Origin of the sequence: Nocardioides sp. (assembly GCF_041600255.1) — a bacterium.
Taxonomy (GTDB): domain Bacteria; phylum Actinomycetota; class Actinomycetes; order Propionibacteriales; family Nocardioidaceae; genus Nocardioides.
Genome location: NZ_JBFIKK010000015.1, coordinates 13620 through 37680 on the forward strand (window position 1 = coordinate 13620; position 24061 = coordinate 37680).

Annotated in this window: 24 protein-coding genes and 1 tRNA gene; 14 read left to right on the top strand and 11 right to left on the bottom strand. The window is 70.5% G+C overall.

What is annotated here, in order from left to right; all coding sequences use genetic code 11:
* Positions 1-35: 35 nt before the first annotated feature.
* From ABZE72_RS03355 to ABZE72_RS03375, 5 genes are read right to left on the bottom strand one after another with little or no spacing between them, the layout of a single operon-like run.
* Positions 36-1451, bottom strand: a complete 1416-nt coding sequence (locus ABZE72_RS03355; RefSeq protein WP_372727602.1) for an amidase — start codon at positions 1449-1451, stop codon at positions 36-38.
* Positions 1452-1478: 27 nt separating this feature from the next.
* Positions 1479-2198, bottom strand: a complete 720-nt coding sequence (locus tag ABZE72_RS03360) for an LrgB family protein (RefSeq protein WP_372727603.1) — start codon at positions 2196-2198, stop codon at positions 1479-1481.
* The gene (locus ABZE72_RS03365; protein WP_372727604.1) at positions 2195-2545 is read right to left on the bottom strand and encodes a CidA/LrgA family protein; all 351 of its coding nucleotides are present in this window, start codon (positions 2543-2545) and stop codon (positions 2195-2197) included. The genes ABZE72_RS03360 and ABZE72_RS03365 overlap by 4 nt, the downstream gene beginning before the upstream one ends.
* A 23-nt stretch (positions 2546-2568) precedes the next feature.
* Entirely contained in the window at positions 2569-2919 is a 351-nt protein-coding gene (locus ABZE72_RS03370; RefSeq protein WP_372727605.1) for a hypothetical protein, read from the bottom strand.
* Positions 2916-3533: a DNA-3-methyladenine glycosylase I gene (locus ABZE72_RS03375; RefSeq protein WP_372727606.1), complete on the bottom strand. Its 618-nt coding sequence runs from the start codon at positions 3531-3533 to the stop codon at positions 2916-2918. Before ABZE72_RS03375 ends, ABZE72_RS03370 begins: the two co-directional genes overlap by 4 nt.
* A gap of 69 nt (positions 3534-3602) precedes the next feature.
* Between ABZE72_RS03375 and ABZE72_RS03380 the strand changes: the two genes are divergently transcribed.
* Both ABZE72_RS03380 and ABZE72_RS03385 read left to right on the top strand, forming a co-directional pair.
* Positions 3603-3923 (top strand): ArsR/SmtB family transcription factor, encoded by a 321-nt coding sequence (locus tag ABZE72_RS03380; protein ID WP_372727607.1) that lies wholly within the window; start codon positions 3603-3605, stop codon positions 3921-3923.
* A complete protein-coding gene (locus ABZE72_RS03385) occupies positions 3920-4897 on the top strand; it encodes a TIGR03086 family metal-binding protein (protein ID WP_372727608.1) in 978 nt (325 codons plus the stop codon). Before ABZE72_RS03380 ends, ABZE72_RS03385 begins: the two co-directional genes overlap by 4 nt.
* A 92-nt stretch (positions 4898-4989) precedes the next feature.
* Here the strand turns inward: ABZE72_RS03385 and ABZE72_RS03390 are convergent, their stop codons facing one another.
* The 3 genes from ABZE72_RS03390 to ABZE72_RS03400 are packed head-to-tail and all read right to left on the bottom strand — an operon-like array spanning position 4990 to position 9156.
* Positions 4990-5703 (bottom strand): flavodoxin family protein, encoded by a 714-nt coding sequence (locus tag ABZE72_RS03390; protein ID WP_372727609.1) that lies wholly within the window; start codon positions 5701-5703, stop codon positions 4990-4992.
* A 57-nt stretch (positions 5704-5760) separates the two neighbouring features.
* Positions 5761-6756, bottom strand: coding sequence for a pirin family protein (locus tag ABZE72_RS03395; RefSeq protein ID WP_372727610.1), 996 nt, complete (start codon positions 6754-6756; stop codon positions 5761-5763).
* A gap of 21 nt (positions 6757-6777) precedes the next feature.
* Positions 6778-9156 carry an FdhF/YdeP family oxidoreductase gene (locus ABZE72_RS03400; protein ID WP_372727611.1) on the bottom strand — a complete coding sequence of 793 codons (2379 nt, stop codon included), beginning with the start codon at positions 9154-9156 and terminating at the stop codon, positions 6778-6780.
* A 197-nt stretch (positions 9157-9353) separates the two neighbouring features.
* On the opposite strand from ABZE72_RS03400, the gene ABZE72_RS03405 reads away from it, so the two are divergent.
* On the top strand, positions 9354-10085 hold the full coding sequence (locus ABZE72_RS03405) for a hypothetical protein (protein WP_372727612.1): 732 nt from the start codon (positions 9354-9356) through the stop codon (positions 10083-10085).
* A 41-nt stretch (positions 10086-10126) separates the two neighbouring features.
* On the opposite strand, the gene ABZE72_RS03410 is transcribed toward ABZE72_RS03405, so the two are convergent.
* Both ABZE72_RS03410 and ABZE72_RS03415 read right to left on the bottom strand, forming a co-directional pair.
* On the bottom strand, positions 10127-10423 hold the full coding sequence (locus ABZE72_RS03410) for a DUF1905 domain-containing protein (RefSeq protein ID WP_372727613.1): 297 nt from the start codon (positions 10421-10423) through the stop codon (positions 10127-10129).
* Between the two features lie 112 nt (positions 10424-10535).
* Positions 10536-11738, bottom strand: a complete 1203-nt coding sequence (locus ABZE72_RS03415) for a homogentisate 1,2-dioxygenase (protein WP_372727614.1) — start codon at positions 11736-11738, stop codon at positions 10536-10538.
* Between the two features lie 67 nt (positions 11739-11805).
* On the opposite strand from ABZE72_RS03415, the gene ABZE72_RS03420 reads away from it, so the two are divergent.
* From ABZE72_RS03420 to ABZE72_RS03460, 9 genes are all read left to right on the top strand, one after another.
* Positions 11806-12663, top strand: coding sequence for a hypothetical protein (locus tag ABZE72_RS03420; protein ID WP_372727615.1), 858 nt, complete (start codon positions 11806-11808; stop codon positions 12661-12663).
* Complete coding sequence (gene fahA, locus ABZE72_RS03425) at positions 12660-13871, top strand: fumarylacetoacetase (RefSeq protein ID WP_372727616.1); 1212 nt, start codon at positions 12660-12662, stop codon at positions 13869-13871. The genes ABZE72_RS03420 and fahA overlap by 4 nt, the downstream gene beginning before the upstream one ends.
* 93 nt (positions 13872-13964) lie before the next feature.
* Positions 13965-16529 carry a hypothetical protein gene (locus ABZE72_RS03430; RefSeq protein ID WP_372727617.1) on the top strand — a complete coding sequence of 855 codons (2565 nt, stop codon included), beginning with the start codon at positions 13965-13967 and terminating at the stop codon, positions 16527-16529.
* Between the two features lie 19 nt (positions 16530-16548).
* Positions 16549-17016, top strand: a complete 468-nt coding sequence (locus tag ABZE72_RS03435) for a nitroreductase family deazaflavin-dependent oxidoreductase (RefSeq protein WP_372727618.1) — start codon at positions 16549-16551, stop codon at positions 17014-17016.
* A gap of 214 nt (positions 17017-17230) precedes the next feature.
* Positions 17231-18508 (top strand): ABC transporter substrate-binding protein, encoded by a 1278-nt coding sequence (locus tag ABZE72_RS03440; protein ID WP_372727619.1) that lies wholly within the window; start codon positions 17231-17233, stop codon positions 18506-18508.
* A gap of 6 nt (positions 18509-18514) precedes the next feature.
* Positions 18515-19516 (top strand): carbohydrate ABC transporter permease, encoded by a 1002-nt coding sequence (locus ABZE72_RS03445; protein ID WP_372727620.1) that lies wholly within the window; start codon positions 18515-18517, stop codon positions 19514-19516.
* The gene (locus ABZE72_RS03450; protein ID WP_372727621.1) at positions 19513-20331 is read left to right on the top strand and encodes a carbohydrate ABC transporter permease; all 819 of its coding nucleotides are present in this window, start codon (positions 19513-19515) and stop codon (positions 20329-20331) included. Before ABZE72_RS03445 ends, ABZE72_RS03450 begins: the two co-directional genes overlap by 4 nt.
* Positions 20328-21770 carry a GH1 family beta-glucosidase gene (locus ABZE72_RS03455; protein ID WP_372727622.1) on the top strand — a complete coding sequence of 481 codons (1443 nt, stop codon included), beginning with the start codon at positions 20328-20330 and terminating at the stop codon, positions 21768-21770. The genes ABZE72_RS03450 and ABZE72_RS03455 overlap by 4 nt, the downstream gene beginning before the upstream one ends.
* Before the next feature lie 13 nt (positions 21771-21783).
* Positions 21784-22812: a LacI family DNA-binding transcriptional regulator gene (locus tag ABZE72_RS03460; RefSeq protein ID WP_372727623.1), complete on the top strand. Its 1029-nt coding sequence runs from the start codon at positions 21784-21786 to the stop codon at positions 22810-22812.
* A gap of 50 nt (positions 22813-22862) precedes the next feature.
* On the opposite strand, the gene ABZE72_RS03465 is transcribed toward ABZE72_RS03460, so the two are convergent.
* Positions 22863-22943, bottom strand: a tRNA-Tyr gene (locus ABZE72_RS03465).
* Positions 22944-23035: 92 nt separating this feature from the next.
* On the opposite strand from ABZE72_RS03465, the gene ABZE72_RS03470 reads away from it, so the two are divergent.
* Complete coding sequence (locus tag ABZE72_RS03470) at positions 23036-23527, top strand: YajQ family cyclic di-GMP-binding protein (protein WP_372727624.1); 492 nt, start codon at positions 23036-23038, stop codon at positions 23525-23527.
* Positions 23528-23540: 13 nt separating this feature from the next.
* The gene (locus ABZE72_RS03475; RefSeq protein WP_372727625.1) at positions 23541-24011 is read left to right on the top strand and encodes an SRPBCC domain-containing protein; all 471 of its coding nucleotides are present in this window, start codon (positions 23541-23543) and stop codon (positions 24009-24011) included.
* Positions 24012-24061: the final 50 nt, after the last annotated feature.

The following is a 24061-nucleotide window of genomic DNA, read 5'->3' on the forward strand; positions in this document are numbered from 1 at the left end:
GCGACGTGGACCTAAACGGGGCCGCCCCTGAGTGGTCAGGACGCCGGGCCGGCCCGGTGGATCGACCCCCACGGGTGGGCCTCCTCCAGCTCGTGGGCCAGCTCCAGGAGCGTCGACTCGCGCCCGGCGTCGGCGGCGAACATCATCCCGAGCGGCATGCCCGAGGCCGTGGTGGCCAACGGCAGGGAGATGGCCGGGTCACCGGTGGCGTTCTGCAGCGGCGTGAACGCCACCCACTCGAGCATCCGCTCCAGCACCTCGTCGAACTCCCGGGTCGGGTCGAGGTGGCCGAGCCGCGGCGTCTCGGTGGCCAGCGTGGGGCTGAGCACCACGTCGTAGCGGCGGAAGAACGACGCGGAGGTACGACGCGCCCCACGCAGCCGGACGACGGCGCGAGGCATCCGGTGCGCGTTGCGCTGGGCATGCCGGGCCAGGCCGAGGGTCAGGTTGTCGAGCCGCGCGGGGTTCCAGGAGCGACCGTGGCGGGCCCGCCCGGTGCGCACCATCACCAGGGCCAGCGCCGCCCAGTAGAGCAGGAAGTCGTCGGCCAGCGACTCGTGCGCGGGCGGCGCCACGTGCTCGACGTGGTGTCCGAGCTCCTCCAGCCTCCGCGCCGTCCTCAACGTGAGATCGGCGACCTCGGGCGAGGCCGACACCCGGATCCCGTCGGTCACCACGGCGACCTTGAGCCTTCTCCGGCCGGGTCGGGTGACCGCTCCGATCGGCGGCAGCCGCAGGGACCGGTAGACCCGCTCCGCCTCGCGGACGAAGGCTGCGGTGTCGCGGACGGACCGGGTCAGCACGCCGTCGGAGATGATCCGCACCGGCATCTCGCGCATCAGCCTGTCCTGGGCGAACCGGTCCCGGGTCGGCTTGAGCCCGACGAGCCCGTTGACCGAGGCCGGGATCCGGATCGAGCCGCCGCCGTCGTTGGCATGTGCCAGCGGCACCACCCCGGCGGCCACCATTGCGGCGGATCCCGACGACGAGGCGCCCGCGGTGTGGCCGACGTTCCACGGCGAGGGCACGGCGCCCAGCCGGGGATGCTCGGCGGTGGCGTTGAAGCCGAACTCCGACAGGCTGGTCTTGCCCAGGGGCACCAGTCCGGTGGCCAGGAACATCCGGGCGAAGTCCCCGTCCCGGGCGGACGGGGACGCGACGTACGCGTCGGTGCCCTGCTGGGTGGGCATCCCGGCCACGTCCACGTTGTCCTTCAGGAAGGTCGGCACGCCGGCGAAGTAGCCGCCCCGGGGCCGGGCGACGTCGGCGCGGGCCCGGTCGTAGGCACGGTGGGCGAGGGCGTTGAGGTGCGGATCGACCCGCTCGGCGCGGGCGATGGCAGCCTCGACGACCTCGCTCATCGAGATCGTCCCCGCCAGCAGGGCGTCGACCACCCCCACCGCGTCGAGGTCGCCCAGGGCGTCGTCGGTGAAGGCGTGCACACGGGTCATGGCGGTCACGCTACTGAGCGAGAGGCCTCAGGTGAGCAGGACCAGCAGGATCGGCAGCAGGATGCTGGTCGCCAGGGCGGTCAGTCCCATTGAGAGGCCGGCGAAGGCGCCCTCGGTCTCGTCCTCGACCAGCGCCCGCGAGGTGCCGATGCCGTGCGAGGCAGCACCCAGGGCGAGGCCGCGGGCTCGCCGGTCATGGATCCGGAGCAGGTTGAGCACCGCCGGCCCGGCGACCGCCCCCAGGATGCCGACGACGATGGCGAAGACGGCCGCCAGCGGGGGCAGTCCGCCGATGGTCTCGGCGATCCCGATCGCCACCGGCGTCGTGGTGGATCGAGGCGCGACCGTCTTGACCAGCAGTTCGTCACCCCCGAAGGCCTGGACGATCAGCACGGCGCTGGCCACCGAGACCACCGCACCCAGCGGGATCGCCACCAGCATCGGGACGACGAAACCGCGGAGCCGGTGGGCCTGCCGGTGCAGCGGGACGGCCAGGGCGACCGTGGCCGGGCCCAACCAGAACGCGATCAGCTCGGTGCCGGAGCGGTAGTCGGCGTAGTCGACCCCGAGCGCGGAGATCACGGCGCCCACGATCACGATCGCGACCAGGACCGGCTGGGCGAGGGCGTGGCCGCCGGTGCGGTCCTTGAGCTCGCGGCCCACCCGGTAGGCCGCCAGGGTGAGCAGCACGAAGAAGAGCGGCGAGTGCAGCAGCCACTCGGCGGTCTCGTGGAGCCTCTCGCTCATCGCCGGGCCCCCCAGCGCTCGAGCAGCACGGTGCTCCAGCCGACCACGGCGATACCGAGGAGCCAGGCGACGCCCAGCGCGACGGTGATGGCGAGCGCGTCCTCACGGATCCGGGTCAGGTAGACCACGACGCCCACCCCGGCGGGCACGAAGAGCAGCTGGAGGTGGCGCAACAGCCCGTGCGCGGCGCGTACGACGGTCGCGTCGTCACCGGAGCGACGTACCTGTAGGAGCACGAAGAGGATCACCATCCCGACCACCGGACCCGGCACGGGCGCGTCGGTGAGGCGGACGAACACCTCGCCGAGGAGTTGGCAGCCCAGGAGCCAGGTCAGTCCGGTGATCACGGCGGCATCCTCGCAGGTGCGGCTCAGCCGAGGATCAGCACGAAGCCGACGACCGCCGGGAGCAGGCCGGCGACCAGCCACGGGGTGAGCGGGTTGCGCTGGTGGATCAGGAAGGCGGCGGCGATGCCGAGCACCCCGACGACGCCGGCGATCACCGTCAGGCCGATCCGCGCGCCCTGGCGGGCAGGGTCGATGAAGACCGCCGCGACCACGAGGCCGCCGGCGAAGTGGCCGACGGTGGTGACGGCCAGCACCGACATCACCCAGCGTTGGACCGACGTCATGCTCATCGCGGGCGCGGACCGACGGCGCGGGTTGGCCGGGTCCATCAGGTGCCGCCGCGGGCGGTGCGGGCGGGGCTCGGACTCGGTCACCCCTCGATCCTCCCCGACCCCCGACGGTGGCAGCCCACCAGGTGCGGGTCGAAGATGCCCAACGCCTCCATCAGGGCGAACATCGTGGTCGGGCCGACGAAGACGAAGCCGTGCTTCTTCAGCGCCTTCGACAGCGCCACCGAATCGGGCGAGGTGGTCGCCAGCTCGTCGAGGGTGGCCGGCGCGGGCGGCACGTCGGGTGCGAAGCCGAGGACGAACTGCTCCAGGCCGCCGTGCGCTCGCAGGTCGATCACCGCGCCGGCGTTGGTGATCGTGGCGTCGATCTTGCGGCGGTTGCGGACGATCCGGGGTTCGTCCATCAACCGCAGCACGTCGGTCTCGTCGTACGCCGCGACGGCCTCGGGGTCGAAGCCCGCGAAGACCTCGCGGAACGCCTCGCGCTTGTTGAGGATCGTGGACCAGGAGAGGCCGGACTGGAAGGCCTCGAGGGTGAGCCGCTCGAAGTACGCCGACTCCCCCGTGACCGGAGTCCCCCACTCGGTGTCGTGGTAGTCGCGCATCACTCCGGGACCGCCTGCCCACGGGCACCGCGCAACACCGTCCTCGCCGATCACCGCTCCGTTCGTCGCCGGGAGTGTCAGTCCGTTCGTCATGGCGACATCCAACCGCACTCACAGCCCACGCACTTGCGTTATGCGTTAGTCGTCGCTAACGTATTGCAGGTGACCGACGCCCTCTCCGCAGCAGCCGAGCCGACCCGGCGACGCATCCTGCAGCTCCTGGCGTCGCACCCCCGCACGGTCACCGCGATCGCCGGGGAGTTCACCGTCACTCGGTCGGCCATCTCCCAGCACCTCCTGCTGCTCGCGCAGGTGGGGCTGGTCGAGGCCGAGAAGGTCGGCCGAGAGCGGATCTACCGGGTTCGGCCGGCCGGTCTGCGCAGTCTCCAGGCCGAGATCGACCGCTTCTGGACCGACGAGCTCGACCAGCTCGTGGCCGACGCCCATGCCCTGCACCCCCCACGGAACGAGAGAGACCGATGACGTTCACCAAGACCGTTCACCTGCCCGTCGACGTCGACGAGGCCTTCGCCCTGATCACCCAGCCCGAGCGCCTGCGGCGCTGGCAGACCGTCTCCGCCCAGGTCGACCTCCGCGCCGGCGGCACCTTCCGCTGGACCGTCACCCCGGGCCACCTGGCCTCCGGCACCTTCACGGAGGTCGAGCCCGGCAAGCGCATCGTCTTCGGGTGGGGCTGGGACGGAAGCGACGAGGTCGCCCCCGACTCCAGCACCGTCACCATCACACTGTCGCCCGTCGGCGGCGGCACCGAGCTGACCCTGGTGCACGAGGGATTGAGCGAGGAGCAGGCCGCGATGCACGCCGAGGGCTGGAACCACTACGTCGCCCGCCTGGAGAAGGCGGCCGTCGACACCGACGCGGGCCCGGACGAGTGGGCCGCGGCACCGGAGAACCTCGACCCGATCGTCAGCGCCGAGGCCTCGCTGGCCGTGCTCCAGGGCGTGCTGCTCCGGCTGACCCGGGAGGACCAGGTCAAGCAGACCCCGTGCGAGGAGTACGACTGCCACGCGCTCGCCGAGCACCTGTTCGGCTCGATCGTCACGGTCGGCGGCTGGGCCGAGGTCGAGGTCGTGAACCCCGAGGAGGGTTCGCTGGAGAACCGGGTCGCCGTGATGGCCGACACCGCGCTCACCGCGTGGCGCGCCCGCGGCATCGAGGGCACCGTCGAGGGGCCGGCACCCGACTTCCCGGCCGTGGCCGCGATCAGCATCCTGTCGTTGGAGTTCCTGCTGCACGCCTGGGACTTCGCCCAGGCCAGCGGCCAGGAGCTGAACGTCTCCGAGGAGCTCGCGTCGTACGTCCTGGGGCTGGCCGAGCAGATCGTGCCCGGCGCCCGGGGGGCCGCCTTCGGGCCCGAAATCGAGGTCGACGGCGAGGCCTCCGCGATGGAGCGGCTGGTCGCCTTCACCGGTCGCCGGCCGTTGGTCGCCGCCTGAGGGTCAGATTCACTGGTTAACCAGTGAAACCCGCACTTCACCCAGAGAACTCCCCGGGTGAAGTGCGGGTTTCCTGGGTGAGGTCCGCGACGTCAGCGGTACTCGGGGTTCTCCCACTCGAACCGCTCGCCGTCGTCCCAGGCGGCACGCCGGTTGCCGTACGTCGGCACTCCCCCGTTGTCCTTCAGCATCTTCGCCAGGTGCATCAGGTTGTACGTCATGAACGTCGTGTTGCGGTTCGTGAAGTCGTTCTCCGGCCCTCCACTGCCCTCGTCCAGGTACGACGGCCCCGGCCCGGCCTCACCGATCCAGCCCGCGTCGGCGTTCGGCGGGATCGTGTAGCCGACGTGCTGCAGGCTGTAGAGCACGTTCTGGGCGCAGTGCTTGATCCCGTCCTCGTTGCCCGTGATCAAGCAGCCGGCGACCCGCCCGTAGAAGAGGTACTGACCCTTGTCGTTCGTCATCCCCGACAGCGCGTAGATCCGCTCGATGATCCGCTTGGTCACGCTCGAGTTGTCCCCCAGCCAGATCGGGCCCGCGATCACCAGGATGTCGCTCTCCAGGATCCCGGGGTAGAGGTCCGGCCACTCGTCGCTCTCCCAGCCGTACTCGCGCATGTCGGGGTAGACGCCGGTCGCGATGTCGTGGTCGATCGGGCGGTAGGAGTCCACCTCCACACCGTGCTTGCGCATCACGGCCGCACTCGCGTCGACCAGTCCCTGGGTGTGACTCAGGTCCGGGCTCTTCTTGAGCGTGCAGTTGAGGAAGGTGGCCTTCAGGCCGCTGAAGTCGGGCTCGGCAGTCATGCGCTCCACTGTGCCGCCGACCGCCTGGCAGCACAACGCCCGTCAGCCCGACGCCCGTCAGCGCCGCACCCGCAACCGCACGTTCGGCAGCTCAGGCGCCGGGATCGGCGGGAGGTGATCACCGATCACCACCCCGAAGCGCCCCTCGGCCACCTCCTGCGAGTCCGCGACCACCGCGCCGTCGGGCGCGATCTGCGCCTGCCACTCGGTGCGGAACGCCACGATCTCCTCGTGGGAGCGGCCAATGAAGTTCCACCACATCACGATCGACTCGCCGAACGGCGGGCCGCCGAGCAGCAGCACGCGCACCGGTTCGTCGTACGCCGCGAGCCGCAACGTCGACCGACCCGGCGGCACGTAGACCAGATGGTGCTCGGCGCCGCGTTCACCCTCGACCGCGAGCGATCCGGTGTCGACCAGCACCCCATGCTCGAAGGTGGGGTCCACGTCCAGACGCAGCTCGGCACCGGCAGCCAGCGAGAGCTCGGCCCCGAGCAGGGGGGTGTACGTCGTCACCGGTGAGGTCTCGCCGAGCAGCGACCCCAGGAAGACCCGAGCCTCCCAGCCCTCCCCGCGGACGAGGTCGGGCACGTGGTGCGCGAACGCCGGCTCCACGTGCCGGCTCTCGTCCGGGAGCGCGACCCAGAGCTGGGCGCCGTGCAGGGAGTTCGTCGCCGGCGTGGAGACCTCCGAGTGGCTGATCCCGCGGCCGGCGGTCATCAGGTTCACCTCGCCCGGCCGGACCAGCGCCTCGTGGCCCGCGCTGTCACGGTGTGCGACCTCGCCGGAGAAGAGCCAGCTGACCGTCTGCAGGCCCGTGTGCGGGTGCGGGGCGACCGTCATCCCCGGCCCGTCGCGGACCTCGTCGGGACCGTAGTGGTCGACGAAGCACCAGGCACCGATCAGGGACCGGTGCCGCGCGGGCAGCGTGCGACGGACCCGCATGGCGCGGGGTCCCCCGAGCGGGACGTCGCGCGGCTCCATCGTCTCGACGCCCGCTGCCGGCGCACTGCTGCAGTCGACCTCCGCCGGATCCTTCTCGAGGTTGCTCATCGACACATGGTGCCGCAGACCTCAGCTCAGCTGCTCGGGTTCGACCGTCCGCTTCGCCTCGTCGCCGCGGCCACCGGGGACCATCCGGCCCGCGTCGCTGGCCCGGGCCTCGAGGCTGCCGGTCGTGTCGACAGGCTCGAGCCGCACGATCACCGACTTGTACGCCGGCTGGTTGCTGCCCTCGGCCGTCGACGCCAGCGCCACCAGCGGGTTGGTCTCGGGGTAGTAAGCGGCCGCGCAGCCACGCGGCTGGTCGTAGGCCACCACCCGGAACTGCGGGGCCCGGCGGGTGGAGCCGTCGGGCCACTCGCTGACCAGGTCGACGTACCCGCCGTCCTCGAGCCCGAGCGCCTCGATGTCGTCGGGGTGCACGAAGACGACCCGCCGCCCGCCCGACACCCCGCGATAGCGGTCGTCGAGGCCGTAGATCGTGGTGTTGAACTGGTCGTGCGAGCGCAGCGTCTGCAGCAGCAGCCGCCCTTCGGGCACGTGCAGCACCCCCACCGGGCTGACCGTGAAGACGGCCCGGTCGTGGGCGGTCGGGAAGGTACGGCTGTCCCGGGGCGGGTGAGGCAGCACGAAGCCGCCCGGCTGGTCCACCTTCTCGGCGTACGACGCACAGCCGGGCACCACGCGCGCGATCCGGCGCCGGATCTCGGTGTAGTCGTGACGGAACTCGGCCCACGGCAGGTCGTGCCGCTCCCCCAGGGTCGCCTCGGCCAGCGAGCAGACGATGTCGACCTCCGACTTCAGGTGCTTCGACGCCGGCTTCAGTGGTCCCTGGGAGGCGTGCACCGCCGACATCGAGTCCTCGACGGTGACCCGCTGGTTGCCTCGGCCGGTGGGGTCCTTCTCGCTGCGCCCGAGAGCGGGCAGGATCAGGGCCTCGCGACCGGTGACCACGTGCGAGCGGTTCAGCTTGGTCGAGACGTGGACGGTCAGGTCGGCTCGCCGGAAGGCCTCCTCGGTGACGACGGTGTCCGGTGCCGCCGAGACGAAGTTGCCGCCCATGCCGAAGAAGACCGTGGCCCTGCCCTCGTACAGGGCCTGGATGGAGGCGACGGCGTCGAAGCCGTGCTCCCGCGGAGGGTCGAACCCGAACTCGTCGCGCACCGCATCGAGGAAGTGGTCCGGCGAACGCTCCCAGATGCCCATCGTCCGGTCGCCCTGGACGTTGGAGTGGCCACGGACCGGGCACAGCCCGGCGCCGGGCTTGCCGATGTTGCCCTGGAGGAACGCCACGTTGGCGATCTCCTTGACGGTGGCGACGGCGTTGCGGTGCTGGGTGATGCCCATCGCCCAGCAGATGACCGTGGCGTCCGAGGCCTGGAACATCCGCGCCGCGGCCTCGATCTCGGCCCGGCCCAGCCCGGTCGAGCGCTCGACGACATCCCAGTCCAGGCCGCGCACGTGCTCGGCCCACGCCTCGAAGCCGTGGGTGTGCTGCTCGATGAAGTCGCGGTCGAGCGCACCCCACTCCAGGAGCAACGAGCCGATGGCCTGGAAGAGGGCGAGGTCGCCGTTGATCCGGACCGGTAGGTGGAGGTCGGCCAGTTCGGTGCCGAGCGCCAGGCCCTTGGCGGTCTGCGGGTTCTTGAACCGGACCAGCCCGGCCTCGCGCAACGGGTTGATCGAGATGATCTTCGCGCCTCGCTGCTTGGCGGTCTCGAGCGCGGAGAGCATCCGCGGGTGGTTGGTCCCCGGGTTCTGGCCGGCGACCACGATCAGCTCGGCGGCGTGCAGGTCGTCGAGGCTGACCGAGCCCTTGCCGATGCCGATCACCTCGGCGAGCCCGACCGAGGTCGACTCGTGGCACATGTTCGAGCAGTCGGGCAGGTTGTTCGTGCCGAAGGCGCGAGCGAAGAGCTGGTAGCTGAATGCTGCCTCGTTGGAGGTCTTGCCCGAGGTGTAGAAGATCGCCTCGTCCGGCGAGGCCAGCGCATTGAGCCGCTCCGCGACGAGGGCGAAGGCGTCGTCCCAGGTGATCGGCTGGTAGTGGCTGGCGCCCTCGCGCAGCACCATCGGATGGATGATCCGGCCCTGCTGGCCCAGCCAGTAGTCGGTACGGTCGCGCAGCTCCTCGATCGAGTGCTCGGCGAAGAACTCCGGGCCGACCCGGCGCAGCGTGGCCTCCTCGGTGACGGCCTTGGCGCCGTTCTCACAGAACTCGGCCGTGTGCCGGTGCGCCGGGTCGGGATCCGGCCACGCGCAGCCCTGGCAGTCGAAGCCGTCGACCTGGTTGAGCTTCAGCAGGGTCTGGGCCGTGCGTACGACGCCCATCTGCTCGATCGAGCGCTTCATCGACACCGCCACCGCGGTGGCCCCGGCGACCGCGTGCGAGGAGTCCTCGACCTTGAGCTCGCTCTCGTCGATGTCCTTGCGGGGTGCCTTGCGGATCATGTGGCCCATCCTGACGCTCGCGGTCAACCCTGTCCCCATCGGACCACGGTTTCGAGTGGTCGCGGCCCCACCACACTCGTCGTACCCGATTTCCCGCGCCGCGCGGCCCGGTGCCGCTACTTTCGAGACGATCGCGGACTCCACCACCGCGGAGCTCGCGACGTCGGAAGCATCCGTGCGCGAACCAAGGAGTCCCGATGTCGATGAACGATCCGGCCGCACCGCCTCCCGCCCCGCCCTACAACGTCGGCAACGCCCTGTCCTACGGCTGGGCGAAGTTCCAGAAGAACGCAGTCCCGATCGTCCTGGCCGCCCTGGTGGTGGTCGCCGGACTCGCCGTGCTCTCCGTGCTGTTCCTGGCGGTGCAGTCGGCCGTGATCGGCACCTCGACGATCACCTTCGATCCCGAGACCGGGACCTACGAGACCACGGGCGGCGGGTCCTTCCTCGCCGGCCTCGTGCTCGCGGCCCTGTTCGGCGCGCTCTACTTCGTGGTCGCGGCCGTTCTCGGCTCGCTCCTCGTCCGGGCGGCGCTCGACATCACCGACGGCAAGGAGCTGGACGTCGCTGCGATCTTCCGCTTCGACAAGGTCGTCCCGGTGCTCATCGCCTCGTTGATCATCGGGGCAGCGACCTTCGTGGGCACTCTGCTGTGCTACCTGCCCGGGCTGGTGGTGGCGTTCCTGACGCAGTACACGTTGTTCTTCCTGCTCGACAAGGACCTCGAGCCGATGGCGGCGATCCGGGCCAGCTTCGAGTTCGTGAAGGCGAACTTCGCCAACGTGCTGGTCTGGTACATCATCGCCGCGCTGGTGGGCGGAGCCGGCGCGATCGTGTGTGGCATCGGCCTGCTGGTGACGGTCCCGATCGTGATCATCGGGACGGCGTACACGTACCGGACGCTGAACGGGATGCCGGTCGCCGCCTGAGTGGCCGGCTCGGGCGGCGAGCGGCTCAGTCCTCGAGCGGCTCAGTCCTCGAGCAGGGCCAGTCGCAGTTGTGCCGGGTCCCCGATCTCGAGGGACTCGGCACGGCGTATTGACTTCTTCAGCGGCAGCACGAAGCCGCGCTTCTTGTCGGGGAAGACCGAGGTGCGCCAGGTCGAGTCACCGAGGGTGACCTCGACGCGTACCGAGCCGAAGCCGCGGGGCGGGCCGGAGAAGAGGCGGATCTCGTCGTCGACCTCGGGTGGGACGGTGACGAACGCCCAGGCCGCCATCGCGTCGGCCTCCCAGATCTCGGCCTCGAACGCCCACGCGTGCGTCACGATCGGTCGCCTCGTCTTCCCATGATGAACCCGCGGTTCCCATGCTCTGCACACCGTGGGAACCGCATGTTCGGCTGCATACCGTGATGGAACTGCGCAGCAGGGGGCTGTGTCAGGAGTTCGAGAAGATCGCCGGGTCGTCCGGTCCACGCCCCGCCCAGGTCCACGCGTACGCCGGGTCCTCGCACGCGACCCCACCCTCGCCTAGCTCCAGCGGCGCGAAGGTGTCCACCATGACGGCCGACTCGTCGAAGTACTCCACCCCCAACGACGCCTCGATCGCCGAGGGCTGCGGCCCGTGCGCGTGGCCGCCCGGGTGCAGCGAGATCGAGCCGATGTTGATGCCCGACCCCTTGCGGGCCTCGTAGTCCCCGCCCACGTAGAACATGACCTCGTCGCTGTCGACGTTCGAGTGGTAGTACGGCACCGGGATCGCCAACGGGTGGTAGTCGACCTTGCGGGGCAGGAAGTTGCAGATCACGAAGTTGTGCCCCTCGAAGACCTGGTGCACCGGCGGCGGCTGGTGGATCTTGCCGGTGATCGGCATGTAGTCGTCGATGTTGAACGTGTACGGGTAGAGGCAGCCGTCCCAGCCGACCACGTCGAAGGGGTGCGTCGCGTAGGTCATCCGGGTGCCGACGATCCCGGCCGAGGTCCGGTGCTTGACCAGCACGTCGACGTCCTCGCCCTCGACGAGCAGCGGACCGTCGGGACCGTGCAGGTCCCGCTCGCAGTACGGCGCGTGCTCGAGCAGCTGGCCGTAGCGCGACAGGTAGCGCTTGGGCGGAGCGATGTGGCTGTTTGCCTCGATCGCATACAGCCGGCTCGGCTCGGCGGGCACCCAGCGGTGCGTGGTCGCACGCGGGATCACGACATAGTCGCCGGGCCGGTAGGCGAGGGTGCCGAAGATCGTCTCCACCGACCCGGAGCCGGACTCGACGTACACGCACTCGTCGCCGATCGCGTTGCGGTAGTGCGCCGACGGCGCCGTACCGGTCACGACGTAGGAGATCCGGACGTCGTTGTTGCCGAGCACCTGCCGCCGGTCGGTGACCGCGTCGGTCCCGGTGGCGAGGTCGTGCAGCTTGAGGTGGCGCGGCTTGAGCGGGTGGTTGGGGGTGCGGCTCTGGTCGGGCAGTTCCCACACCTCGGCCGCGACGATCGCGGAGGGGACGCCCCGGTGGTAGAGCAGCGAGGAGTCGGAGGAGAAGCCCTCCTCGCCCATCAGCTCCTCGCGGTAGAGCCGGCCCTGCTCGTCGCGGAACTGGGTGTGCCGCTGGGGGGGCACCTCGCCCTGCTGTCGGTAGAAGGCCATCACCACTCCTGAGGGTCGATAATCGGACGTCTACGTCCGCTATTCGTCTCTGGTTAGAGTAGCCCGCGTGTCAACGAGAGTCCCTGCGCCGTACGTCGGTCTGATCGATGATGCCGCGATCTTCCCGCCCGGCAACAGCCCCCTGCCCAGCGCCCTGACGGCGTACGCCGAGCGCGCCGAGCGACCCGAGGCCGACCTCGTGGCGTCGTTCGTGGTCACCGACGTGCGCGTACCCGAGGTCGACCGCGACCTGCCGCTCTCGGTCGTGGTGACCGGGGGCGCCGGCGCCGTCGCCGGGGCCCTGCGCCTGGCCGACCGCTCCCCTGCCCGGCTGGCCGGTCTGGAGATCGCGCTGCGCGACCCCGACGACCTGGTCGGCAACGCTCGCCGCGTGCTCGCCGCGACCGATGCCGCGCGCGCCGAGGGCCTGCTCGACGAGGAGACCCCGGTCTACGTCGAGCTGCCCGCGGTCGAGCCGTCGGCCTCCTGGCTGGCGGCGGCCGACGTCGTGGCCGAGGCCGAGCTGCGGCTGAAGTTCCGCACCGGCGGCGAGGAGCCCCACCTCTTCCCGACGGCGTCCACCCTCGCCACCTGGATCGACGCCGCACTCGACCGGGAGACCCCGTTCAAGTGCACGGCCGGACTGCACCACGCCGTCCGGCAGACCAGCCCCGAGGGGTTCGAGCAGCAGGGCTTCCTCAACGTCCTGCTCGCCACTCGGCACGCCTTCGACGGCGCCGGTCGCGACGACGTGGTGGCGACCCTCGAGCGCCGCGACGCCGAGGCCCTGGCCGAGGAGTGCCGCGCCGCCGATCTCGCCGGCGCGCGCCGCTGGTTCACCTCGTTCGGCTCCTGCTCGGTGAGCGAACCCCTCGACGACCTGATCACCCTCGGCCTGGTGCCGACCGGAGCGGAGCGACCATGACCACCACCTGGGTCGACGGGGCAGCGGGATCGCTGTTCGACGTGGACAACCTGCCGTACGGCGTGTTCTCCCGCGCCGGGGACCAGCCGCGCGTCGGCGTCCGGATCGGTGACTTCGTGCTCGACCTGTCGCCGGTCGCGGCCGCCGAGATGCTCGACGCCCACCACGTCTTCCAGGAGGGGTCGCTGAACTCCCTGATGGCCGAGGGACGGCAGGTCCGCGAGTCGATCCGTCGATGGGTGATCGGCCTGCTCACCGAGGAGGCCGAGCGCGACCTGGTCGAGCCCCACCTCGTGCCGCTGGCAGACGTCACCCTGCACCTGCCGATCGAGGTGGCCGACTACGTCGACTTCTACGCCTCCCTGGACCACGCCACCAACGTCGGCAGGATGTTTCGCCCGGACGGCGAACCCCTGCTGCCGAACTGGAAGCACCTGCCGGTGGGCTACCACGGCCGGGCCGGCACGGTCGTGGGCTCGGGCACTGCGGTGACCCGACCGTGCGGCCAGCGCAAGGCCCCGACCGACGAGATGCCCAGCTTCGGACCCAGCACCCGGCTCGACATCGAGGCCGAGCTGGGTTTCGTGGTCGGCACCGGCACCTCGCTGGGCGACCGGGTCGCCCACGACGACTTCGCCGACCACGTCTTCGGCGTCGTCGGCCTGAACGACTGGTCGGCCCGCGACATCCAGGCCTGGGAGTACGTTCCGCTCGGCCCCTTCCTCGGCAAGTCCTTCGCCACCTCGATCTCGCACTGGGTCACGCCCCTCGAGGCGCTCGACGCCGCCTGGGTGGACCTGCCCGGTCAGGACCCGGCGCCGCTGCCGTACCTGCTGCCGTCCGACCCGGAGCAGCAGCCCCGAGGGCTGGACATCGACGTGGAGGTGCTCCTCAACGGCGAGCTGGTCAGCACCCCGCCGTACCGGACGATGTACTGGTCGCCCGCCCAGATGCTCGCCCACCTCAGCGTCAACGGCGCCTCGGTCCGCACCGGCGACCTGTTCGCCTCCGGCACCATCAGCGGGCCGGAGCCCGAGCAGCGCGGCTCGTTCCTGGAGCTCAGCTGGGGCGGCACGGAGCCGTTCGCCGGCGATCACACCTTCCTGGAGGACGGTGACGAGGTCGTGCTGCGCTACACCGCACCCGGAGCCGGCGGGGGCCGGATCTCCCTGGGCGAGGTCAGCGGACGGATCCTGCCCAGCGCCTGAGGTCAGCGCGTTCGACAGACGCCCCCGGATCCGAGGCGTAGCGTCGGGCACCTCGGGAGACGCCCGACGAGCTCGGTAGATCGGAAGTGCGTCATGCAGTTGCAGCGATCCGTCATCAGTCTCGGGGTCGGGGCCCTCCTGCTCAGCGCCTGGGTCGGGCCGGTACCCACGGCCAGCGCCGCCGGGTTCACCTGCTTCGGAGCCCGGGCCACCATCGTGGGCACCCGCGGCGCCGACGACCTGCACGGCACCGAACGGCGCGACGTGATCGTCGCCCTCGGAGGCGACGACGAGGTCGAGGGGCGCGGCGGTGACGACCTGATCTGCGGCGGCAAGGGCCGCGACGAGCTGCGCGGCGACAACGGCGACGACCGGATCGACGGAGGCCCCGGCAACGACTACGTCCGGGGCAACAACGGCCGCGACCGGCTCCACGGCGGGCCGGGAGCGGACGCGGTGGTCGGCGACGACCACGCCGACCGACTCGACGCGGGCCCCGGCAACGACTACGTCGACGGCGGTGACGGCGACGACCGGGTCGACGGCAGCGACGGCAACGACCGGATGCGCGGCGGCCGCGGCCGGGACCGGATGCGCGGCGGCGACGGGGACGACAGCATCGACGGCGAGAACGGCAAGGACCGGATCGACGGGGATGCCGGCGACGACGTGCTCGACGGCTCGCAGGCCAAGGACCGGCTCCGCGGCGGTCCCGGTGACGACGTGCTCCGGGGTGGCCGCAGCCACGACCAGCTCGCGGGCGGCGCCGGCGACGACGTACTGACCGGCGACGACCTCTTCACGCCGCGCACCGCGACACCGGGCAAGGACGTCCTGCGAGGAGGCCCCGGCTCCGACGAGATCGAGCTGTGGCGGCACCCCGACGCCACCGGCAACATCACCGTGGACCTCGGCGCCGGCGCGGCCCGCGGCCAAGGCGCGGACCGGCTCGCCAGCATCGAGTCGGTCACGGCGTACAGCGACCACGACGACGTCCTGGTCGGTTCGTCGGCCGACAACACCTTCTACTCCGGCGTCGGCGCCGACGTCGAGCAGGGGCTCGGCGGCAACGACACCTTCCTCGCGGCCCCCGGGCCGGACAGCGTGGAGGGCGGCCCCGGGTCCGACACGATCACCTTCGAGTACACCCGGCGCCGGGTCACGGCCAATCTGCTCAGCGGCCTGGCCACCAGCCGCTCCACCGGGATCGACCGGCTCGACTCCATCGAGAACCTCACCGGCTCGGCCCGCAACGACGTGCTCACCGGAAACGACGCCCCCAACGAGCTGCGCGGGATGGGCGGCCAGGACACCCTCCGGGGTCTCGCCGGCGACGACGTACTGCGCGGCGGCACCAACTCCGAGCGGCCCGACCGTGTCGACCGGCTCTCCGGCGGCCCGGGCGACGACCTGATCGACGGCCACGACCTGGGGCTGGGCAAGTTCGACCCGGACCACCGGGACCTGATCGACTTCTCGACCTCCGAGGTGCCGGTCGTGGTCGACCTGGCCGCGGGCACGGCCGTCGGCGAGGGCAACGACACCCTGCTGCGGGTCGAGGACGTGGTCGGCTCGCCGTTCGACGACGTGATCCGCGCCGACGACCAGCCCAACGAGCTGAACGGCAACGCCGGCGACGACACCATCGAGGGCCGCGGCGGCGACGACGAGCTCGAGGGCAGCTCCGGGGACGACCACTTCGACGGAGGCGACGGCGTCGACCTGCTCGAGTTCAACCTGGCCAGTGAGGGCGTGCAGGCGAACCTGGAGCTCGGGGTGGCCCTCGGCCAGGGCGTCGACTCGCTGACCGGGATCGAGAACCTGACCGGCACCCTGTTCGACGACGACCTGACCGGTGACGCCGGGCCGAACGTGCTGGACGGACGTTCCGGCGACGACGCGCTCAGCGGTGAGGGCGGAGCCGACCAGCTGCTCGGCGGCCGAGGCGACGACGACCTGTCCGGCGGCGCCGGACCTGACGTGCTGGACGCCGGCGACGGCGACGACACCACGAACGGCGGCGCGGACGACGACCACATCTGGGGGACGCCCGGCAGCGACAGCCACCAGGGCGGGCCGGGCGTGGACACCATCGACTACGACCTGGCCGGCGCAGACCTGGACATCGACCTCGCGGCCGGTACGGCCGACAGCGGCCCGGACGCCGACACGGTCAGCACGATCGAGAACGTGATCGGCACGGCCTACAACGACCGGATCCGCGGCGACGCCGAGGACAACCGACTCGAGTCCGGCAAGGGGCTCGACCAGGTGGAGGGACGCGGCGGCGACGACGTGCTCTGGGGCGGCTCCGACGTACGCCAGGACTTCCTGTCCGGCGGCCCGGGCGTGGACACGGTCGACTTCACCGACGCCCCGCGACGGGTCACCGCCGACCTGATGGCCGGCACCTCGGAGGGATCGGGGAACGACGTCCTGATCCTGATCGAGAACATCTGGGGCTCGGTCTTCGGCGACGACCTGCGCGGCGACGGCGAGGACAACGTGATCCGCGGCGGCCCCGGTGACGACGTCCTCGACCTGCGCGGCGGCGACGACACGGCCGAAGGAGGGGACGGCACGGACATCGCCGACGGGGGCGCCGGGACCGACAGCTGCGACGTGGAGTTCGCCTACGGGTGTGAGACCGGGCCCTGAGCCTTGTAGATTCCCGCCCATGCGCTTCCTGACGCCGATCGCGGTCTGGCTCGGCGGACTCTCGTGGCTCCCCCGGTTCCTGCCGCAGATCGTGGCGATCGACCGACTGATCCAGCGGCTCTCGCGCGGGCGCCTCACCCTGCTCGACATCGCGGGCCTGCCGAACGTCACCCTGACCGTCCGCGGTCGCAAGAGCGGTCTGCCGCGCACCACACCGCTGCTCGCGGTGCCGTACCAGGGACGGTGGCTGATCGCCGGCTCCAACTTCGGGGGCGAGAAGGCGCCGGTCTGGGTGGTCAACCTGCGCGCCGCCGAGGAGGCCGAGATCGGCGTCGATGGACGCACGGTGCCGGTGACCGCTCGCGAGCTCTCCGGCGACGAGCGAGCCCGAATGTGGCAGGTCATGCTGCGCACCTGGCCGAACTACGCCAAGTACGAGGAGCGCACCGCGCGCACGATCCCGGTCTTCCTGCTCGCCGAGCGGTGAACCCGTCGATCTCCGGGCCACCTGGGGTCCCTTCAGTGGACGCGCTCTCACTCTTTGCCCGGCCAGTCTTCCGAGGCTATTGACCTCTGCATATGACCCGTGTCACCCTCATGAGGTCAAAAAGTGGAAGCGCTCTCACACCTGTCGCGTCGCCGAGGGACTTCCGCACCTGCTCAACCCGGGCACGGAAGCCCACCGACCGAGGAGATGCACCGTGAAGAACCCCATCCGGAACAGCCGCCCCGCGGCCTTGGCCAGCCTTGCCGCGCTGACGCTCGGCTCGCTCGTGGCCTGCGGCGGCGACTCCGACTCGACCAATGCCGACGGCACGATCACGTTGTCGATCGCCACCTTCAACGAGTTCGGGTATGAGGAGCTGATCAAGGAGTACGAGCAACTCAACCCGGACATCAAGATCGAGCACCGGAAGTCCGGTACCGCCAACGAGCACCAGGACAACCTGTACACGAAGCTCGCGGCCAGCACCGGTCTCTCCGACATCGAGGCCATCGAGGTCGACTGGCTCGCCGCCCTGATGGAGCAGTCCGACGCCTTCGTCGACCTGAGCGACCCCGAGGTCGAGGGTCGCTGGCTCGACTGGAAGACCGAGGCAGCCACCACCGACGACGGCAAGCTCATCGGCTACGGGACCGACATCGGTCCGGAGGGCATCTGCTACCGCGCCGACCTGTTCAAGAAGGCCGGGCTGCCCACCGATCGTGACGAGGTCGCGGGCCTCTTCACCACCTGGGACGACTACTTCGAGGCCGGCGAGGAGTTCACCGCCAAGGTTCCAGGCACCGCCTGGTACGACGCCTCGGGCGCCACCGCCCAGGCGATGATCAACCAGATCGAGTACTCCTACGAGGACGCCGACAACAACGTCATCGCGGCCGACAACCCGGAGGTCAAGGCGGTCTTCGACACCGTGACGACCCAGTCGGAGGCCGGCCTGTCGACGAAGCTCACGCAGTGGAGCGAGGACTGGGCCGCAGCGTTCCAGGACGACGGATTCGCCACCATGGCCTGCCCCGGCTGGATGCTCGGTGTGATCGAGGGCAACGCTTCCGGCGTCAAGGGCTGGGACATCGCCAATGTCTTCCCCGGCGGTGGCGGCAACTGGGGCGGGTCCTACCTGACCGTCCCGGCTCAGTCCGAGCACCCCGAGGAGGCCCGCGAGCTCGCGGCCTGGCTGACCGCGCCTGAGCAGCAGATCAAGGCGTTCGAGGCCAAGGGCACCTTCCCGAGCCAGGTCGAGGCGCTCAGCGACCCGACGCTGACCGGTGCGACCAACGCCTTCTTCAACGACGCGCCGACCGGCGAGATCCTCGCCGACCGCGCCGAGGCCGTCGAGTTCATCCCGCACAAGGGCCCCCGCTACGCCGACATCAACGTCGCCTTCCAGCAGGCCCTCCAGCGCGTGGACGAGGGCAAGGAGACGCCCGACGAGGCCTGGAGCTCGTTCCTGTCCGACGTCGACCGTCTGGGCTGACCCACGATGTCGACCGCTCCGTCCGGACCCGTCGGGACCGCCGGCACCGCCCCTGTGGCGGACGGCGGGTCCGGCGGAGGCGGTCGGCCCCCGGGCCTGACCCGCCGTCAGCGCCTCTCGACGTGGGACTTCCGGCTCTCGCCGTACCTCTACGTCTCACCGTTCTTCCTGCTCTTCGCCCTGGTGGGGCTGTTCCCGCTCGTCTACACCGCCTACGTGTCGGTCCACGAGTGGAACCTCATCGGCGGCCAGGGCGACTTCGTCGGGCTCGAGAACTTCCGCTCGGTGTTCGAGGACCGCTACTTCTGGAACTCGCTGCGCAACACGTTCAGCATCTTCCTGCTCTCCTCGGTCCCGCAGATCCTGATCGCCCTGGGCCTGGCGGCGCTGCTCGACAGCCAGCTGCGGGCCCGCACCCTGTGGCGGATGGGCGTCCTGGTGCCGTACGTCGTGGCCCCGGTCGCCGTGGCCCTGATCTTCGGCAACTTGTTCGGCGACCGCTACGGCCTGATCAACGAGGGCCTGCAGGCGATCGGACTCTCCCCGATCCGGTGGCACGTCGACACCCTGCCGAGCCACTTCGCGATCGCGACCATGGTGAACTGGCGCTGGACCGGCTACAACGCCCTGATCCTGCTGGCCGCCATGCAGGCGATCCCCCGCGACCTCTACGAGTCCGCCGCGATCGACGGCGCGAACCGGATCCGGCAGTTCATCTCCATCACCGTGCCGATGCTGCGCCCGACGATCATCTTCGTGGTCATCACCTCGACCATCGGCGGCCTGCAGATCTTCGCCGAGCCCCGGCTCTTCGACAGCGCCGGCCTCGGCGGATCCGACCGGCAGTACCAGACGGTGACGATGTACCTCTGGGAGCTCGGCTGGCGGGTGCGCAACCTGGGCACCGCGGCCGCCGTCGCCTGGATCCTCTTCCTGATCATCGTGATCTTCGCGCTGGTGAACCTCTACCTGACCCGTCGCATCGCGACCGCGGGAGGACGACGATGAACAGGCGTCCCGGATTCGTCGTCTACGGCCTGCTGATCGCCTTCGCCCTGGGCTCGATGTTCCCGCTCTACTGGTCCTTCCTGGTCGGCTCCCACACCTCCGAGGTGATGAACAGCAAGCTGCCGCCGCTCCTGCCCGGCGGGCACTTCATCGACAACGCCCAGCGCGTCTTCTCCTCGGTGAAGTTCTGGAAGGCGATGACGAACAGCCTCATCGTCTCCACGGTGGTGGCCGCCTCGGTCGTCTTCTTCTCCACGCTGGCCGGGTACGCCTTCGCCAAGCTCCGGTTCCGCGGGCGGGACCCGATGATGGTCTTCGTCGTCGCGACCCTGGCCGTGCCGACCCAGCTCGGGATCATCCCGCTCTTCATCGTGATGGCGAAGCTCGGCTGGACCGGCACCCTGTGGGCCGTCATCGTTCCCGGGCTGGTGACCGCCTTCGGTGTCTTCTTCATGCGGCAGTACCTCGTCGACGCGCTGCCCGACGAGCTGATCGAGGCCGCTCGCGTCGACGGCTGCTCGATGATCAGGACGTTCTGGCACGTCGCCGTCCCTGCGGCACGACCGGCCATGGCCATCCTCGGCATGTTCACCTTCATGGCCACCTGGACCGACTTCTTCTGGCCCCTGATCGTGCTCCCCGCCGGCAATCCGACCGTCCAGATCGCCCTCCAACAGCTGCAGAGCGGCTACTACGTCGACTACAGCCTGGTCCTCGCCGGAGCGGTGCTCTCCACCGTGCCGCTCCTCATCCTGTTCATCTTCGCCGGCCGCCACCTGGTCTCCGGCATCATGCAAGGAGCAGTCAAGGGATGACCCCCGCCACCAGTCCGTCGACCCGGACAGACCTCACCGCCTCCGTGCAGTTCCCGCCCGACTTCCTCTGGGGTAGCGCCACTGCGTCGTACCAGATCGAGGGCGCCATCCACGAGGACGGCCGGACCGACAGCATCTGGGACGCGTTCTGCCGCGTGCCCGGCGCCGTCCTCGGTGGCGACTCCGGCGCGGTGGCGGACGACCACTACCACCGGATGCGCGACGACGTCGCCCTGATGAAGTCGCTGAACCTCGGGTCGTACCGCTTCTCCGTGGCCTGGCCGCGGGTGCGACCCGACGGGGGCGCCGCGAACCCGCGCGGCCTGGCGTTCTACGACCGGCTCGTCGACGAGCTGCTCGCCCAGGGCATCACTCCGTGGACCACCCTCTACCACTGGGACCTGCCCCAGGCCCTCGAGGAGAAGGGGGGCTGGACCTCGCGCGACACCGTGGACCGCTTCGTCGAGTACGCCCTCACGGTGCACGACGCCCTGAAGGACCGGGTCAGTGTGTGGACGACCCTCAACGAACCCTGGTGCTCGGCCTTCCTGGGCTACTCCGGCGGGCAGCACGCTCCGGGACGCCAGGAGGGTGGCGCGGGCCTGGTGGCCGCCCACCACCTGCTCCTGGCCCACGGCCTGACCGTGCAGGAGCTGCGTCGCCGCCAGCCCGACGCCTCCTTGGGGATCACGCTCAACCTGACGCACGCCGAGCCGGCCGATCCGGACGACCCTGTGGACGTCGACGCCGCCCGCCGGATCGACGCGCTGCAGAACCGGGTCTTCCTCGACCCGATCCTGCGCGGCGAGTACCCGGCCGACCTGCTGGCCGACACCGAGGAGCTGGGCTGGCAGCACGTCATCGCCGACGGCGACCTGGCGACCATCTCCGCCCCGATCGACGTGCTGGGCGTGAACTACTACCACGGCAACCACGTCTCGGGGCACCCTCGGACCGACGTCGTCGGGGCCGGCTCCGTCCAGCCCGAGCGGCCGACGACGACGCCGTTCGTCTCCGCCGAGCACGTCACCTTCCCCAGCCGAGGACTCCCCCTCACCGACATGGGCTGGGAGATCCAGCCCTGGGGTCTGCGCGACCTGCTGCTGCGACTGGACGCCGACTACACACTCCCGCGGATCTACATCACCGAGAACGGCGCCGCCTTCCCCGACCGCCCCAGCGCCGACGGTGCCGTGCACGACCCGGACCGGATCGCCTACGTGGACGCACATCTGCGCCAACTCAAGGAGGCGATGGACGCGGGTGTGGACGTGGGCGGGTACTTCGTCTGGAGCCTGCTGGACAACTTCGAGTGGGCCTACGGGTACTCGAAGCGGTTCGGGATCGTCTACGTCGACTACGAGACCCAGGAACGGGTGCCCAAGGACAGCGCGCACTGGTACGCCTCCGTTGCCGCCACCGGCCGGTTGCCGGAGTAGTACCGTGCGCCCCGTGGAGCCCCCCGACCCACCCAGCACCAACGCCACGCTCGACGACGTCGCGCGGGTGGCCGGCGTCTCCCGAGCCACCGCCTCCCGCGCCGTCAACGGTGGCGCGAAGGTCTCGGCCCGGGCTCAGGCAGCCGTCGACGCCGCGGTGAGCACGCTGAACTACTCCCCCAACCCGGCCGCCCGATCACTGGTCACCCGGCGAACCGACTCCATCGCCGTCGTGGTGCCCGAGCCGGAGGACCGGGTCTTCACCGATCCGTTCTTCGCCGGGACGCTGCGCGCTGTCTCCCGGGTCCTCGCCGAGCACGAGCTGCAGATGGTCCTGCTGCTGGCCCCGCGAGGGGCGGTGGGTGACCGCACGCTGCGCTACCTGCGCGGCCGACACGCGGACGGTGCGCTGGTCACCTCCCACCACCGACAGGACCGGATGGCGCACCGGCTCGCCGAGCTCGGCCTGCCCAGCGTCTTCTGCGGCCGCCCGTGGTCCGGCAGCAACCTGGTCACCTACGTCGACACCGACAACGTCGAGGGAGGCAGGCTGGCCGCGGAGGCTCTCCTGGCGCGAGGCTGCCGGCGGATCGGCACCGTGGCCGGGCCGGAGGACATGACCGCCTCGGTGGACCGCCTCGAAGGCTGGCGCGCCGGCCTGGCAGCGGCCGGCGTACTCCGCGACCGCGTGGCGCACGGCGACTTCACCGTCGCCGGGGGGGAGCGCGCCACGCGCGCCCTGCTCGAGGAGCACCCCGATCTCGACGGCCTGTTCGTCGCCTCCGACCTGATGGCCTCCGGAGCCCTCAACGCCCTGCGCGCCACCGGCCGACGCGTACCCCAGGACGTCGCGGTCGTCGGCTTCGACGACCTCGGGGTCGCCGAGCACACCTCGCCGCCCCTGACGACACTGCGCAACCCGGTGGCCGAGATGGCCGACCAGGCGACCCGCATGCTGATCCAGCAGATCCGCGGGCAGTCGTCCGCGGCGCCGGTGCGTGTGGTCATGCCGACCGCGCTCGTCGTACGCGAGAGCTGCTGAGCCCGAAATGAACTGAAGCCCTGCACCGGTGGAGGTGCAAGGCTTCAGCGTGGCAGGTGAAGGATTCGAACCTTCGAAGCTTTCGCGACGGATTTACAGTCCGTTCCCATTGGCCGCTCGGGCAACCTGCCGGGAGTGCTGGTCAGCGTTTGGCCGACCGGCAGCAAGGCGAAACAATAGCGCAGGCACCACGCCTAACGAAAACTGCGACCCAGGAGAAGACATGGCCGACTCGTCGTTCGACATCGTCAGCAAGCTCGACCGCCAGGAGGTCGACAACGCCCTCGGGCAGACCGCTCGCGAGATCGCCACCCGCTTCGACTTCAAGGGCACCGGCGCCACGATCGAGTGGCAGGGAGACGACGCCATCGAGATCACCGCATCGGCCGACGACCGCGCCACCGCCGTGCTCGATCTGTTCAAGGACAAGCTGATCAAGCGTCAGCAGAGCCTCAAGATCCTCGATGCTGGCGAGCCCCGCCAGTCGGGTCAGGTCTCGAAGATCTCGATCGCGCTCAAGGAGGGCATCAGCTCCGAGGACGCCAAGAAGATCTCCAAGCTGATCCGCGACGAGGGCCCCAAGGGCGTGAAGGCGCAGATCCAGGGCGACGAGCTGCGCATCTCCTCCAAGAAGCGCGACGACCTGCAGGCTGTGCAGCAGCTGGTGAGGAGCCAGGACCTCGACTTCGCCGTCCAGTTCACCAACCGGCGCTGAGACACCGGTGAAGATGGAACCGCGCCCCTCGGCGCGGATCGAGATCGACGCGCCGCTCGAGCTCGTCTGGTCGGTCATGCTCGACACCGCGTCGTACGGCGAGTGGAACCCGTTCGTCGAGCGTGTCGAGTGTCCGAGCCCGGCGAGTGTGGGCGACCCGATCGTGCTGCACGTGCGCTGGCGCAACGGGTCCACGGCCCGCTCCCCGGAGCGGATCACCGCCCTCGAGCACCCCACGACCGACGACGAGGGAACGACGACGGCCTGCCTGGCCTACGTGTACGAGGGTCTGCCGGCGAAGCTGGGCCTGGTTCGGGGGACGCGCTTCCAGCGGTTGAGCCAGCGCCCCGGCGGGCCCACCGTCTACGCCACGGTGGAGGAGTTCTCCGGCCCGCTGGTCGGCTTCGCCGGTCCGGGGCGGGTGGCCGACGGCTTCGAGCGCCACGCCGCCGGACTGAAGCAGCGCGCCGAATCCCTCCGCTGACCTGCCACTTGTGGTTGCTCACAAGCCGCTGACCTGCCACTTGTGGTTGC